The following is a 15214-nucleotide window of genomic DNA, read 5'->3' as shown; positions in this document are numbered from 1 at the left end:
CATCCTACTGTAATTGATACTGCTTATACGTTATAAATTGCATAAAGTCTAAATTTAAAATGTATGTATGCTCTTCTTCAGTTGGACTTTTAAAAAAGACGACCGCAAAAGTTGTTCGACCTTCTAACGGTAAAACGCGATAATCCAATACCTCATTAAACTGTTTTTTTAATTCTGTATGATCAATGTGCTCTATATGTGATGGGTCAACATGTTGATCGATTTCTGCACATGTAAAGCTATAAATAGCACCATCCATTTGAGAAATAATTTCTTCCCAATCTGGCTTGCGCTTTGAGAAATAATACTCATATGGATTGATTCCGTAAGCATAATAACCTAACTCGGTCGTTCCCTCTCCAGCAAACCGTAACGGATTGATTTCAATTGGGATAATTTCATGTGAAGGAGTTAAGCGAAGCTCAATATGTAAAGGTACGCTTTTTAATTGAAAGTTCTCGCCGAAATTTTTCAGATAGCGCTCAAACATATGGACTGTCGATTTTATGACCGCCTTACTTGTATAGTAAATTCGATCCCCTACATCATTACTGTCTTTAAATTTCCGAGCAAAAATGTTTAAAATGACAGGCGCTCCGTCTTCATCATAATAAAAATCAATGGCAAATTCTCTTCCATCAATATATTGCTCAATGATAAACTGTTCCTTTTCTCGTTCATTCACTTGTTCATACGTATCCATAAATACTGTCATTGCTTGACCATCGTTAAATTTGTAAACACCTTCACTGCCATATCCAAATATCGGTTTTAATACGATAGGAAATGGTAGCTCATCCACATTCATTGTTTTTAATTGCTCGAAAGAACAGGATTGGTAGAAGAATCCTGGATACTTTGATGCTAGTAACTTTCGAAAAGCTATTTTATTTTTAAATAAATTAGCTAGTGTAGTTAATCGATGCTCTGGTAAAAGTTCGTTCAGTAAATTGAGCCCTACTTCAGCATTCATAATAATGGACTCATTTTGTTTGATTGATTGAAAAATGCTAGGTGCCTTTAAAAATCGTTGATATTTCACATCATAAATCGTTTCTTCATGCGCTGATAGCACCTCAATCAGTAATGGAGATACATACGTTGTATCTAATAATATCAACTAAATCATCCTCCCGAATAGATAAAAATACCTATAAATAACTCCAACAGCACAAAGTCTTTTAGTCCAATAACATTATACATAATTACAGGTAAAAAGATACTTTTTAGAATATTACAAAAAACGAAAAAACCGTAAAAGATTGGTATCTTTTACGGCTTTTTTCTATTTCAATCGATGTAACCTGATAAAATTTTAGCATATGGTGAATCAGATGGAAGAATAATAACGGTATCTTCATTAATTGTTTTCTTATAAGATTCTAACGTCCTATATAATGAATAAAATTCTGGATCTTTCGAAAATGATTCATTATAAATTTTCGCAGCCTGTGATTCCCCTTCAGCTGCAATGAGTGCGGCTTCTTTTTTGGCTGTTGCAAGCATTTCTTGTACCTGTTTATCAGTTTGCGCCATAATACGGTTTTTCTCGGCATCCCCTTCAGATAAATACTGCTGTGCAATGGATTCACGCTCCGAAATCATTTGTGTATAAACAGATTGCTCGTTTTCAGTCGGTAAATCCGTACGGCGAATGCGTACATCTACCACTTCAATTCCGTAATTATCTGCCTTTAATAGTTTATTCACTTGCTCTGTCACCTTATCGTTAATAGAGCCTCGCGAAGAGTTTTCATCGTTAATAATTTCTTCATATTTTAATTTGCCTAACTCTGTACGCAACACAGAGTAAATAAACTCTTCCATACGCGCCTCAGCATTCGTTAAACTACGTGCGTTTGAAATCAGTGCTTTCGGATCTGTCACACGCCAAACAGCATAATTATCAATAATAATGCGTTTTTTATCAAACGTATTGATTTCTTCTTCTGTCATGTCATACGTTTGTAAGTTTTTCGGTAACGTTTCAACACTTTGGATAAACGGGATTTTCATATAAATGCCCGGATCACTTTCAAACTTCACCACTTCACCAAATTGACGAACAATTCGATATTCATTTTCCTTTACAATGTATACATTGGCTATTGCAATGACTAGTGCTGCTAAAACTACACCGATTACAACAACGCCTTTTGTCCACTGTCTCATATCAATCGGCTTTTTATTTTTAGGGAGCACCGTTTGCTTTTTTGGCTTATTCGCAACTTCCTCATCAAGAGGAGCATCTGAAGAACTCTCATTCGGCGTAATATCCTTTCGTTTCTTTTTATCTCCACCGAAAAGGTTACGTACGAACTCGTCTAAGTCTTTGTTGTTAGTCATCAGTTACCGCTCCCTTCTTCTGTTTTCGGTTGTTGCGTTTGGGCAGGTTGAATCGGTAAATATTTGAGTGTCTCCCCGTCATCATTCATAATATAAATTTGCGCATTCGGTAACACTTCTTCTAACGTTTCAATCATTAAACGCTCTCGTGTAATGGCTTTATTCCCTGCATACTGCTCATATAGCTTATTAAATACAGCTACATCTCCATTTGCCTGTTCAATACGAGCAATCTTCTCCCCTTCTGCACGAGAAATAATAGCATCTTTTTCCCCTTCTGCTTCACTAATCTTTTGATTTGCATATTTTTTTGCTTCATTTATTTTTGTATTTTTTGTTTCACGTGCATCCGTTACAGCTGTAAATGCTGCACGCACTTCTTTATTCGGCAATTCAACATCCTGTAGCTTAACACCTAGTACACTAATGCCAATATCATATTTTTCAAGTAATGCTACCAGCAAATCACGTGTATTGGCTTCAATTTCTGCTTTTCCATCTGTTAATGCTTCATCAATTTTTGAACTGCCGATCACAGAACGAATGGCACTTGACGTCGCACTATGTAAAATTTCTTCTGGATCAGTTGAATTGAATAAATATTTTTTCGGATCGACAATACGCCATTGTACAACTAAATCTGTTAACACAATCTTTTCATCGCCTGTAATCATCTTGGCATCATTGGATACGGTATCAGAAGAACCATCTTCCTTTTGCTGATAACCAAATGTTAAGCTATATGTTTCACGCGATACTGTTTCTACTTTTTGGATAGGCCAAGGCATTTTAAAATGAAGACCAGGTGTTGTAATAATATCCTTTGCCTCACCAAATGTAATCACGACAGCTTGTTCTGATTCATCCACTGTATACCACGATGTCGTGACAGCTAGTACGGCTACAATACCGAACAAACCAAGCCCAATCCACATCAATGCTCTTTTTACACTCATGTTGAAACCTCCTCTTTTATGTATAGTACATATACGGTTTGTACCTAGAGAAAGTTTCGAAAAAATTGGAAAAGACATCCGCTTGCGCTAATAACACGAGGTAATTTCTTTTCTTATATGTACTTCCTTTGAAATTTATCTGTTTTATCCATAAAAAAAAGTCTACCGCTTTAGATATTCATCCTAAAACGATAGACTTTTCAAAAAAAATCAGGGCGCTAAAATGGTGGTGAACCTACTTTATTAGCCTATTGAAAAAGGAAAATCTAACAATTTTCAGGACTTCCCTTTTTCTAGTAATTTGAAACTTGGGGGTTTCTACTATTTACTTTACCCCATTAAGTTTAATTTACTATGTCAGAATTGTAAATTTCATGTTAAGACGTATGAAGCGGAAGTAATATACGCATTGTTGTCCCTTTTCCTACTTCACTTTCCACTTGAATTTTCCCCTGGTGTGCCTCCACTAAATGCTTAACGATCGCTAGTCCTAGACCCGTACCACCTGAATTTCTACTACGTGCTCTATCCACTCGATAAAAGCGCTCAAATACACGTGGAATTTCGCTCTTCTGAATCCCCATGCCCTCGTCTTCAATTTCAACGACACCCCATGCATCTTTTTTAAAGATACGTATAGAGATTGTCGTCTCTTCAGGCGAATACATGATGGCATTGTAAATGAGGTTGGTGAAAATTTGAATAAGACGATTCGCGTCACCTTGAACGATTAACTCTTCTTTAAAATCAACGTTAAATTGCATATTTTTTTCATCTAAACGTTGACTTGTTAAATCCGCTGCACGTACGAGTACTTCTTGTAAACTTGTCGGCACGATATCGACTGAAAAGCCATGTTGTTCGATTTTCGAAAGCTCCAATAAATCCTGAATAAGCATTTGTAATCGATTACTTTCTTGATGGATAATTTCTAAAAAGGATAATGCCATCCGTTCGTCTTTATACGCTCCGTCAAGTAGCGTTTCCGAAAAGCCTTTAATAGATGTAATCGGTGTACGCAATTCATGTGATACATTCGCGACAAAGTCTTTACGAATTTGCTCGAGACGTACCAGTTCAGATACATCATGCATAACAACTACAACCCCTAGCCAACGTCCATGTTCTCCCACAACGGGGGCACCGTATGCTAGTTTATACGTAATTTCTTGTTGCACTTCCATCTCAAGCTGCTTTCGATAAGGTTTCTCTGTTAAAAACACATGATCTATAAACAACTCTAGTTCCTTTGGCAACTGCAGAGATAAAAAGCTCTTTTCTTGTACTTCTTCATATTTATAGTCAAATCGCTGTAAAAACACTTTGTTGACGATTGATACGTGCCCACCCCGATCGATCATTAACAATTCACTGCCCATATTTTCAATTAATGTTTTTAAGCGTTCTTCTTCGATTTCCCGTGTTTTCGTCATATCTTGTAAATTACGCGCTAAAATATTGATGGAATTTCGCAGTTCAATGACTGTTGGTGGGCCATTGGCAAATGCACGTGCACGGTAATTACCGACAGCCAGTTCTTGTGCTGTTCTCGTAACATTTTCAATTGGCTCTACAAATTTTTGAATCATTTTTTTTGTCACGATACTAATTAACAAAAAGGAAATAACTAACAAAAATAATAAAACAAGTGCCAGTCTTGTTTTCATTTCATTGATGAAATCTTCTTCTAATTGCAGCTCATGCGTTGCTAGTAAAGCTTGTTCTGCTGAATCATTTAATACAATATCAGACTCTTCAATCACTTGAAGCATTTGCTGTTGGGATTGTATCGTATTTTCTTGGATATACGAATTTGCGTAAAAAGGAAAAAGCTGACCTATTACAAAGCCTAGGACAGCTAAAATAATTCCTACTAAACAAACAAATGAAAAAAACAAGCTATTGCTCATCGATTTTTTCATTTTTTTGGCTCCTCAAATTTATATCCTAGACCACGAATCGTTTTAATAAACACAGGTTTACGGCTATTTTCTTCAATTTTTTCACGAAGATGACTAATGTGTACATCGACAATTCGGGTATCACCTACAAAGTCATAATTCCACACAGCACTTAGTAACTGATCACGTGTTAATACACGATTTTTATTTTCTAGCAAGTAAACAAGTAGCTCAAATTCCTTTGGTGTAAATTCAAGCGATTGCTCTCCTAAAAACGCCTCAAAACGGTCCGGGAAAACTTTTAAATCACCGTATTCATAAGATACTTCCGATCTTTCTATCTCCTCGACAACAGGTGTAGGTGTAAAACGACGAAGGACAGCTTTTACACGCGCTATTACCTCACGTGGACTAAATGGCTTTGTCATATAATCATCTGCGCCAAGCTCTAGCCCTAATACTTTATCGAATTCATCATCACGCGCCGTTAGCATAATAATCGGAATATTTTTTTTCTGGCTTCGAAGTTCTTTACATACTTCCATCCCATCTAAAGTCGGTAGCATTAAATCAAGAATCATAATATCCGGTGACTCTTTCAGTGCTATTTGCAAACCATCTTTTCCATCGTGCGAAAGGAGGACATTAAACCCCGCTTGTTCTAAGTTGTACTTTAATAACGTTGCAATCGATACTTCATCTTCTACGACTAAGATTGTTTTTGACATAACTGTTCCTCCAAAAGTGATCTGAAACCCCCAATTCCAAACCTTTTAATATGGAGGATTCACCTTGACAACTCCTTCAATAATAGGCGCTTTCTTTTCATTAAACGCTCTTATACTGACATCGACTAAGTGCCTATCATAGTCGATATGATCCACTTGTAGTGTAAAATCAATTGTTTCGTAATGATAAACTGGGTTTAAAAATGTAATCATTTGTTCACGAATATGCGAACCTGGTCCAGGCATATACTTTGAAATTGCTGATGTAATGATGCCATTTAACATAATTGTCGGTACGATTGGTGCTTTAAACGGCGTACTGGATGCATAATCGTGTTGAATATATAATGGATTACTATCGTTTGTTAAACCTAAATACAAAAGTAAATCTTTGTCTTCAATTGTTTCTGTTAAATGTAATTTTTCACCGACATGGATTTCACTAATTCTTTTCCCAGGTTTACTCTTTTTTTGTAACAAATATTACACAACCCCTTTACACTTTCAATAATTTTATAGTATCAATTTTTAGGAAAAAGCACAATCATTCTCCTAAATCAGAAGAAGAATGATACAACCTTATACATTGAACTCATAATGAGCAAATCCCCAAATCTATTCCCATTTGAGTAACCGTTGCTTTCCGCTCCGGCACTCGCTTTCCACGGGCGAGATCAAGCCTCCTCGTCGCTCATCCTTCGCTGCTCCTGTCGCTGCGCTTTCGTGGCAAATAAATTTCCTGCGGGGTCTCGGGCCAACATGATGTTGGTCACAAAGGCGTTGTCACAGGACGTGACGGTTTTAGCCTTTGTTCTTCTACAGCTTTTCCCGCTGGAAGCTTTGCTCTGTAGCGAAAGGCGTATGCCGTCAGCTACACTCGCCGCCCTTCACTCCATGTGCTTTTAGATTCTTACCTTTTCTAATCAAGAACATATTTTTGTATTGAACCTTATGCATTGAATTAAATTTCCACAAAAAAAGACTGCCCACATAAGCCATAAGCTTACAGGACAGCCTCCATATAAAATTAACCTAAAATTCTCATTACATTACGAACTGCTTCTGCAGATACGTCTAATGCTGCTTTTTCTTTCTCTGTTAACTCAAGCTCAAAGATTTTTTCAATACCATTAGCACCAAGTAATGTTGGTACACCTAAGTATAAGTCGTTATAGCCATATTCGCCTTCTAAGTACGCGATAGATGGTAAAACGCGTTTTTGATCTTTTAAAATCGCTTCAGCCATTTCGATTAAGCCTGCAGCTGGAGCGTAGTAGGCAGAACCATTCCCCAAAAGGTTGACAATTTCAGCACCACCGTTGCGCGTACGGTCTACAATTTCTTCTAAACGGTCAGCTGGAATTAACGTTTCTAGTGGGATTCCACCAGCAAATGAGTAGCGAGTAAGTGGTACCATTGTATCCCCGTGACCACCTAATACGAAACCAGTGATGTCTTTTACAGAAATATTTAACTCTTCCGCGATGAATGCGCGGAAGCGGGCTGTGTCTAGGACACCCGATTGACCAATGACACGATTTTTCGGGAATCCCGTAGTTTTGTAAACCGTGTAAGTCATCGCATCAACCGGGTTCGTTAATACTAAAATAACCGCATTTGGGGAATGTTTAGCGATTTGTTCAGATACAGAAATCATTACTTTTTGGTTGATTTGCACTAAATCATCACGACTCATGCCTGGTTTACGAGCAACACCAGCAGTAATAATCACTAAGTCCGAATCTGCCGTGTCTGCATAATCAGAAGTACCTTTTACATAAGAATCAAAACCTTGAATTGGAGCAGCTTCCCACATATCTAAAGCTTTACCTTTAGTTGGATTTTCCGCTGCTGGAATGTCAACTAATACTACATCACCAAGTTCTTTTTGTGCTGCTAAGAAAGCCGCTGTAGCACCTGTGAAGCCGCCGCCGATTACAGAGATTTTTTTACGTTTCAAAGACATTTGAATACGCCCCTTTGAATTTAGGTATTTTTTATACAAGAATAGGGAGGAGACAAGTCTCTTCCCTACTTTTAACAACTTCATTGTCATACTTTCTATAAGTATCGTCAATTAATTGTATGAAAAATCATTTATTTTATATGGAAAATTATTGTATACAAAACAATTTGTGTACTTTTTCACATATACTGACACGTGAAAGCTACAAATTAAAGATTTTTAATTAATTCGTTAGCAAACTCTGAACATTTTACTTCTGTAGCGCCTTCCATTAAACGAGCGAAGTCGTAAGTTACAACTTTAGAAGAGATTGTTTTCTCTACAGATTTAGTAACTAGGTCAGCAGCTTCTTGCCATCCAAGGTGTTCAAGCATTAATACGCCTGAAAGTAAAACTGAAGATGGGTTTACTTTATCTAAACCAGCATATTTTGGTGCTGTACCGTGAGTAGCTTCGAAGATTGCGTGTCCAGTTACGTAGTTAATGTTCGCACCTGGAGCGATCCCGATACCACCAACTTGTGCAGCTAATGCATCAGAAATATAGTCACCGTTTAAGTTCATTGTAGCTACTACATCGAACTCAGTTGGACGAGTTAAAATTTGTTGTAAGAAGATATCAGCAATAGAATCTTTTACGATGATTTTGCCTTCAGCAGTCGCTTTAGCTTGTGCTTCGTTAGCAGCAGCTTCGCCTTGCTCAGCTTTGATTGCATCGTATTGGTTCCAAGTGAATACTTTATCAGCGAATTCTTTCTCAGCTAAATCGTAACCCCATTGTTTGAAGCCACCTTCAGTGAACTTCATGATGTTACCTTTGTGTACTAAAGTAACGCTTGGTTTGTTGTGCTTGATTGCATACTCGATTGCAGCGCGAACTAAACGCTCCGTACCTTCTTGAGAAACAGGTTTGATACCTAAACCAGAAGTTTCAGGGAAGCGGATTTTGTTAACGCCTAGTTCAGTTTGTAAGAAGTTTAATAATTTCTTTTGCTCGTCTGAACCAGCTTTGTACTCGATACCTGCATAGATATCTTCTGTGTTTTCACGGAAAATTACCATGTCAACGTCTTCTGGACGTTTAACTGGAGAAGGAACACCATCAAAGTGACGTACTGGACGTAAACATACGTATAAGTCTAATTCTTGACGTAATGCTACGTTTAGGGAACGGATACCGCCACCGATTGGAGTTGTTAAAGGACCTTTAATAGCAATTAAATATTCGTCGATTTTATCTAAAGTTTCTTGTGGTAACCATTCGCCCGTTTGGTTGAATGCTTTCTCACCAGCAAGTACTTCTAACCACTCAATTTTCTTTTCGCCATTGTAAGCTTTTTCTACAGCTGCGTCGATTACGCGAGAAGCTGCTGCCCAAATATCTGGACCAATACCGTCACCCTCGATGAAAGGAATAACTGGGTTGTTTGGCACGTTTAACACGCCATTTTCTACTACAATTTTGTTCGTCATGAATATTTTGCCTCCTATATTCGTAAATCTAGGACTGTGTAAATCACACAGTCCTAGATAAGTTTAGCATATTTTCTAAATTAGCGCTCGTTGATTGGAACGTATTTTTGCATTCCTGGTCCAACATATTCTGCACGTGGACGAATTAAGCGGTTATTAGCATATTGCTCAAGGATGTGTGCTACCCAACCTGATGTACGAGATACAGCAAAGATTGGTGTGAATAAGTCATGTTCAATACCTAAAGAATCATAAACTGATGCTGAGAAGAAGTCTACGTTTGCTGGAAGACCTTTTTGTTCTACGATCATGTCGTGGATTTTCACTGACATTTCGTAAAGTTCTGGTTTACCAGTTAAAGCAGTTAACTTCTGAGACATTTCACGTAAGTGTGGTGCACGTGGGTCGCCTTTGCGGTATACGCGGTGACCGAAGCCCATGATTTTCTCTTTATTGTCAAGTTTACCTTGAACGTAAGACTCAACATTATCGATTGAACCGATTTCTGATAACATCTTCATAACTTGCTCGTTCGCACCGCCATGTAATGGACCTTTTAATGCGCCGATTGCAGCAGTTACACCTGAGTATACATCAGATAATGTCGCTACACATACGCGAGCTGTGAATGTTGAAGCGTTTAACTCGTGGTCAGCGTGTAAAATTAACGCTTTATCGAACGCTTCGATTGCAATTCCTTCTGGTTCTTCACCAGAAAGCATATATAAGAAGTTAGCTGCATAGCCAAGTTCTGGTTTTGGAGCAATTGGCTCTAATCCTTTACGGATACGAGAGAATGCAGTTACTACTGCAGCAATTTTTGCTTGTAAGCGAACTGCTTTGCGGTAGTTTGCTTCTGGGTCCATAACATCAGCTTCTGCGTCGAATGTACCAAGCATAGAAACTGCTGTACGTAATGCAGCCATTGGATGAACTGTGTCAAGTGGCATAGATTTGAATAAGTCATAAATAGCAGCTGGAATGTCCATGTTATCTGCTAATTGTTGTTTTAACTCAGCAAGCTCGTCTGCTTTTGGTAAACGAGTATGCCATAATAAGTAGATAATTTCTTCAAACGATGCATTGTTCGTTAAATCATCGATGTTATAACCTACATATGTAAGTGTGTCATCGATAATTGAACTGATTTTTGACTCTGCAGCAACAATGCCTTCTAAGCCTTTAGTTGTTGACATAATAATTCGCTCCTTCATGATTATAATTTTTTTGTAAGTGCTTTCTTTTTAGTTGAAAAGACACTTAAGTTCTGCTCAATTAACCTATAAGTAAATCGCTTACATGGAACATTATAATAAATTTTGACGGCTTTGTGAATGAAAACAGAATAATTCAAGAATTTCTTGCATTACGGATAAAAAAACCTCCCCAAAGAGAAAAAAATGTTTATAACGAGATATACATCACATAAAACAGAGGTGAGCTATTTTTTGATGAATAATTTTTTTGCTTTTTCATACGAAAGCACTAAGAAATTTTTATTATTATTACTATACTTAGCACTATTAATTTTCCTATCTCCTATTACACTTGGCATATTTTGCGCTACACTTTTTTACCCATTCCTTTTATTTTTTTATAAAAAGCTTAAAATTCCTTACGTTATTGTCGTATTAATCACAACGATTTCATTTTTTTACGGGCTTTATTGGCTGATTCGATTCATGATTGATAGTTTTATGCTAATATTCCCTCAACTGCAAGATATGGTTTCGAGTGATATTTTTTCCCACCCAATTTTAAAAGCTCTTTTAGAATCGGGATTATCTGCAATTGATCAAATTGCTACGATCAGCATTAATGCCACGAGGGAAATTTTCAGTTATTTATTTGAAATGATTATTTTTATTATGGCCTTTTACTTTGCTTTATTTGAAAGTAAGCGTGATCGCTACTGGTTTTTTGTGTACACGCCTACCTCTGTGCGCGAAACTTGGAAAAGCTATTTTAAAAGTGCGATGAGCATTTTCACAACGTTTTTATATGTTGAAGTTCGGTTAATTGCCTTAACTTTTTTACTACTAGCACTCGGTTTTTGGCTACTCGGCTTTTCATATCCGTTGCCGAAAGCATTTTTCATCGCATTAGCGGACTGCTTACCATTTTTCGGTATCGGCTTTGTACTCGTACCATTAGCAATTTATTTTTATATAGTGGAAGAAGTAATTTTATGTATCGCCGTTGTTATTTTGTATATCTTTATACAAACAACAAGGCAGCTAACTGAATCATTTTTATGGGCATCCACATTTCATGTGCGGACCGTCCATTCGTTTTTCATCAGCGCTGCCTCTGTATTGCTATTCGGTTTTTACGGTATTTTATTAAGCCCTTTCTTCTTACTTATCGCCGTCAAACTGAGAGAAAAATCTATCTTTGGACGATAATCGTTCGGCTATTTCTCATGCTTCTACGCAACCACAAGAAAATAATAGGTTTAAAGAGACCGCGTGTGAAGGACGTGAACATCATTAGCCCCATAATATCGGATAAAAAACCTGGTAGTACTAATAATACTGCACCAACAAACATCATAAATGCTTCTACTAACGCAACACCTGGTGCTTGTCCTTGTGCAATCGCAGTTTGAATACTTTGCAATGATTTTGTTCCTTGTTTTTTTAACATATACACACCAAGGGCACCTGTTAACACAATTAACATTAATGTTGGAAATACCCCAAGCCATTTCCCTACTACGATAAATGTTGCAATTTCTGCAAACATGAAAGCGATCAATACGAATAAAAAGTTTCTCATAAAATTCACCCTCTACTATATACGAATAGCACACGAAAAAGTTTCAAAAAGACATTTTGAGATGGGTCTTGGGACGAGGCTATTTCTTAGTAAATATTTACAAAGAAATACAGGGGATGTCCAGCAAGTTTTCACTTTTGGACATCCCCCGTTAACATCAGTGCAAATTTTAAAGAACGCTTGCATGTCCTTTATAAATTACGCCTGTTTCTGCATCCATCGTAATTTCTTGCCCGTGGCGAATTAATGTTGTCGCTTCTTTTACACCAACGATTACGGGAATACCTAAGCTTAATCCAACAACCGCCGCGTGGGAAGTTAAGCCACCCTCTTCTGCGATAATGCCTGCGCAGTTTTCGATCGCTGGCATCATTTCACGATCAGATCCTACCGTAACAATAATACATCCTTCTGTATCATAAGCTAATGCTTCCCCTGCATTTTTGGCAACGACTGCCTTTCCTACAACAGAAGCTTTCCCAACACCTTGTCCACGTGCTAATAAATCACCGATAATATGCACTTTCATTAAGTTTGTTGTGCCCGCTTCGCCAACTGGTACACCTGCTGTAATGACAACTACATCACCATGGTCAACAAAGCTATGCTTTAACGCTTCATCTACTGCAAGCTCTAAAATTTCATCTGTCGTTTGTACACGTTGACAAACAATTGGCTGAACGCCCCAAACAAGTGTCAACATTTGAGCTGTATTAACAGAGCCAGTAACCGCCACAATCGGAACACCTGCACGATACTTCGCAATCATTTTTGCAGTATTGCCACTTTCCGTTGGAGCTAATATCGCTTTTACATTTAAGTTAATCGATGTATGTGCTACCGCTTGCGAAATTGATTCTGTCATATTCGCGCCTTTTTCACGACTGCGTTGCGAAACAATTCCACGGTAATCTAAAGATTGCTCTGTACGCTCTGCAATTTTATTCATCGTTTGAACAGATTCTAATGGGTAAAGACCCGCTGCTGTTTCACCTGACAGCATAATCGCATCCGTACCATCAATAATGGCATTCGCTACGTCAGAAGCTTCGGCACGTGTCGGACGTGGGTTACGCTGCATGGAATCGAGCATTTGTGTCGCTGTAATAACAGGTTTCCCTACTTGATTGCATTTTTGTATTAATGATTTTTGTACAAGTGGTACTTCTTCGGCAGGAATTTCAACGCCTAGGTCACCACGCGCAACCATTAAACCGTCTGAAATCTCAATGATCGCATCGATATGATCGACGCCCTCTTGGTTTTCAATTTTAGGGATGATTTGAATATGAGAACCTTCATTTTGCTCAAGTAATTCACGGATTTCAAGTACATCCTTTGCTGTACGAACAAATGATGCCGCAATAAAATCAACACCTTGTTCAATACCAAATAAAATATCTTGTGCATCTTTTTCTGTAATACCTGGCAATTTAATCGAGACGCCTGGTACATTTACGCCTTTTTTATTTTTTAAGATACCCGCATTTTCAACAATCGTATGAATTAAGCCACGCTCTTTATCTTTTGCTAATACACGCAGTTCGATTAAACCATCATCTAAAAGAATGATGTCATTTTGATCCACATCATCGATTAATTGATCATACGTTACGGAAAAGACGTTTTCATTCCCAACCACTTCTGTCATGGAAATATCAATTACTTGTCCAGTCGCTAAATGTAATTCGCCATTTTCCATCGTATGTGTACGAATTTCAGGACCTTTTGTATCTAATAAAATCCCGACTGGTTTCCCTACTTTTTCTGCCGCATCACGAATCGCTGCAATACGAATTGCGTGTTCTTCATGTGTTCCATGTGAAAAGTTTAAACGCGCAACATTCATACCTGCTTTAATGAGTTGCTGTAGCATTTCTGGTGATTCACTTGCTGGTCCTATCGTACAAACTATCTTTGTTTTTCTCATATTTTTCTCTCCATTTTCGTCTTAAATAGACAATTCTTTTGAAAGTGTATATAAACTTACGTCTGCCTTATGATGATTTTCATACGCTTCTCTTAAATCATAATCGACGATTAAATGATTTTTAATACCAACCGCTCGTCCTCCACGGCCCTCTAATAATACTTCTACCGCTTTTGCACCCATCCGACCTGCAAGTACGCGATCTCTAGCTGTCGGTGAGCCGCCGCGTTGCATATGCCCAAGTACAGAAGCACGAATTTTTACACCTGTTTTTTCTTCTAAAATGCTGGCTAATTCATGCCCTGGCATTACGCCTTCTGCTACGATAATAATACTATGGCGCTTCCCACGTGCAGCACCTCGCTCTAAGCGCGAGATAATTTCATCTAAATCATATTCCTCTTCCGGAATCAAAATAGACTCTGCACCTGCTGCAAGTCCAGCCCATAATGCGAGATCTCCTGCATCACGTCCCATTACTTCTATGACAAACGTATTTTCATGGCTTGTTGCTGTATCACGAATTTTATCGATTGATTCCACCACTGTATTTAATGCCGTATCAAATCCAATCGTATATTCTGTTCCTGGTACATCATTATCGATTGTTCCAGGTATGCCCACACAAGGGAATCCTTTTTCCGTTAATTGCATCGCACCACGGTACGAACCATCCCCACCAATTACTACTAATCCTTCAATACCTTGCGCACGCATATTCTCAATGGCTTTTTGTTGATATTCATCTTCTTTAAATTGTGGGAACCGTGCTGAGAATAATTTTGTTCCCCCACGCTGAATAATGCCACCAACTGATCCTAAGTCTAGTAACTCAAAATCCCCCTTATACAAACCTTCATAACCATAGTATACGCCTACTACGTCTACCCCGTGATATCGCGCCTTACGCACAACAGCACGAATAGCAGCATTCATTCCCGGTGCATCGCCGCCACTTGTCAAAACAGCAATTTTTTTCATGTACTGTATTCCTCCATTTAGAATGATTGGCTAATAAAACATTAACACGAATACACAATCTATGTAAGTACTACTACTAACAAAGTACAATACTTTTACAAAAATGAGAAAGACGTAGAGCTCGCTCCAAAATAGAGCGAGCTACCTGTTCCTACT

At 37.9% G+C, this 15214-nt stretch carries 13 protein-coding genes; 1 reads left to right on the top strand and 12 read right to left on the bottom strand.

Going from position 1 to position 15214, the window contains the following annotated elements; translation table 11 throughout:
- Positions 1-4: 4 nt before the first annotated feature.
- From AAGS61_RS06260 to citZ, 9 genes are all read right to left on the bottom strand, one after another.
- Positions 5-1120, bottom strand: a complete 1116-nt coding sequence (locus AAGS61_RS06260) for an ATP-grasp domain-containing protein (RefSeq protein ID WP_391368875.1) — start codon at positions 1118-1120, stop codon at positions 5-7.
- Between the two features lie 170 nt (positions 1121-1290).
- A complete protein-coding gene (hflC, locus tag AAGS61_RS06255) occupies positions 1291-2346 on the bottom strand; it encodes a protease modulator HflC (RefSeq protein ID WP_391368873.1) in 1056 nt (351 codons plus the stop codon).
- A complete protein-coding gene (hflK, locus tag AAGS61_RS06250; protein WP_391368870.1) occupies positions 2346-3302 on the bottom strand; it encodes an FtsH protease activity modulator HflK in 957 nt (318 codons plus the stop codon). The genes hflC and hflK overlap by 1 nt, the downstream gene beginning before the upstream one ends.
- A 377-nt stretch (positions 3303-3679) precedes the next feature.
- Positions 3680-5224, bottom strand: a complete 1545-nt coding sequence (pnpS, locus tag AAGS61_RS06245; RefSeq protein ID WP_391368867.1) for a two-component system histidine kinase PnpS — start codon at positions 5222-5224, stop codon at positions 3680-3682.
- A complete protein-coding gene (locus tag AAGS61_RS06240; protein ID WP_391368864.1) occupies positions 5221-5931 on the bottom strand; it encodes a response regulator transcription factor in 711 nt (236 codons plus the stop codon). The genes pnpS and AAGS61_RS06240 overlap by 4 nt, the downstream gene beginning before the upstream one ends.
- 45 nt (positions 5932-5976) lie before the next feature.
- Positions 5977-6411 (bottom strand): MaoC/PaaZ C-terminal domain-containing protein, encoded by a 435-nt coding sequence (locus AAGS61_RS06235; RefSeq protein WP_391368861.1) that lies wholly within the window; start codon positions 6409-6411, stop codon positions 5977-5979.
- 547 nt (positions 6412-6958) lie between these two features.
- Positions 6959-7897, bottom strand: a complete 939-nt coding sequence (gene mdh, locus AAGS61_RS06230; protein ID WP_391368858.1) for a malate dehydrogenase — start codon at positions 7895-7897, stop codon at positions 6959-6961.
- A gap of 209 nt (positions 7898-8106) precedes the next feature.
- Entirely contained in the window at positions 8107-9369 is a 1263-nt protein-coding gene (icd, locus tag AAGS61_RS06225) for an NADP-dependent isocitrate dehydrogenase (protein ID WP_391368855.1), read from the bottom strand.
- 80 nt (positions 9370-9449) lie between these two features.
- Entirely contained in the window at positions 9450-10565 is a 1116-nt protein-coding gene (citZ, locus tag AAGS61_RS06220) for a citrate synthase (RefSeq protein WP_391368853.1), read from the bottom strand.
- A 255-nt stretch (positions 10566-10820) separates the two neighbouring features.
- Between citZ and AAGS61_RS06215 the strand changes: the two genes are divergently transcribed.
- Complete coding sequence (locus tag AAGS61_RS06215; protein WP_391369333.1) at positions 10821-11774, top strand: AI-2E family transporter; 954 nt, start codon at positions 10821-10823, stop codon at positions 11772-11774.
- Here the strand turns inward: AAGS61_RS06215 and AAGS61_RS06210 are convergent.
- The 3 genes from AAGS61_RS06210 to pfkA form a co-directional block, all read right to left on the bottom strand.
- Positions 11758-12147 carry an FxsA family protein gene (locus tag AAGS61_RS06210; protein ID WP_391368850.1) on the bottom strand — a complete coding sequence of 130 codons (390 nt, stop codon included), beginning with the start codon at positions 12145-12147 and terminating at the stop codon, positions 11758-11760. The genes AAGS61_RS06215 and AAGS61_RS06210 overlap by 17 nt on opposite strands.
- A 169-nt stretch (positions 12148-12316) precedes the next feature.
- The gene (gene pyk / locus AAGS61_RS06205) at positions 12317-14077 is read right to left on the bottom strand and encodes a pyruvate kinase (protein ID WP_391368847.1); all 1761 of its coding nucleotides are present in this window, start codon (positions 14075-14077) and stop codon (positions 12317-12319) included.
- Positions 14078-14098: 21 nt separating this feature from the next.
- A complete protein-coding gene (pfkA, locus tag AAGS61_RS06200; RefSeq protein WP_391368844.1) occupies positions 14099-15058 on the bottom strand; it encodes a 6-phosphofructokinase in 960 nt (319 codons plus the stop codon).
- Between the last annotated feature and the right edge of the window lie 156 nt (positions 15059-15214).

The organism is Lysinibacillus sp. KU-BSD001, from assembly GCF_042920265.1.
Lineage (GTDB): Bacteria > Bacillota > Bacilli > Bacillales_A > Planococcaceae > Lysinibacillus_B.
Note: the sequence above shows the minus strand (reverse complement) of the source record. Positions and strands in the feature narration are given on the sequence as shown.

What these genes read in the sequence shown, in the direction of transcription:
- pyk (WP_391368847.1), bottom strand. Translation starts at nt 14,077, where the DNA reads ATGAGAAAAACAAAGATAGTTTGTACGATAGGACCAGCAAGTGAATCA.
- hflC (WP_391368873.1), bottom strand. Translation starts at nt 2,346, where the DNA reads ATGACTAACAACAAAGACTTAGACGAGTTCGTACGTAACCTTTTCGGT.
- icd (WP_391368855.1), bottom strand. Translation starts at nt 9,369, where the DNA reads ATGACGAACAAAATTGTAGTAGAAAATGGCGTGTTAAACGTGCCAAAC.
- AAGS61_RS06210 (WP_391368850.1), bottom strand. Translation starts at nt 12,147, where the DNA reads ATGAGAAACTTTTTATTCGTATTGATCGCTTTCATGTTTGCAGAAATT.
- AAGS61_RS06240 (WP_391368864.1), bottom strand. Translation starts at nt 5,931, where the DNA reads ATGTCAAAAACAATCTTAGTCGTAGAAGATGAAGTATCGATTGCAACG.
- pfkA (WP_391368844.1), bottom strand. Translation starts at nt 15,058, where the DNA reads ATGAAAAAAATTGCTGTTTTGACAAGTGGCGGCGATGCACCGGGAATG.
- hflK (WP_391368870.1), bottom strand. Translation starts at nt 3,302, where the DNA reads ATGAGTGTAAAAAGAGCATTGATGTGGATTGGGCTTGGTTTGTTCGGT.
- pnpS (WP_391368867.1), bottom strand. Translation starts at nt 5,224, where the DNA reads ATGAAAAAATCGATGAGCAATAGCTTGTTTTTTTCATTTGTTTGTTTA.
- mdh (WP_391368858.1), bottom strand. Translation starts at nt 7,897, where the DNA reads ATGTCTTTGAAACGTAAAAAAATCTCTGTAATCGGCGGCGGCTTCACA.
- AAGS61_RS06215 (WP_391369333.1), top strand. Translation starts at nt 10,821, where the DNA reads ATGAATAATTTTTTTGCTTTTTCATACGAAAGCACTAAGAAATTTTTA.
- citZ (WP_391368853.1), bottom strand. Translation starts at nt 10,565, where the DNA reads ATGTCAACAACTAAAGGCTTAGAAGGCATTGTTGCTGCAGAGTCAAAA.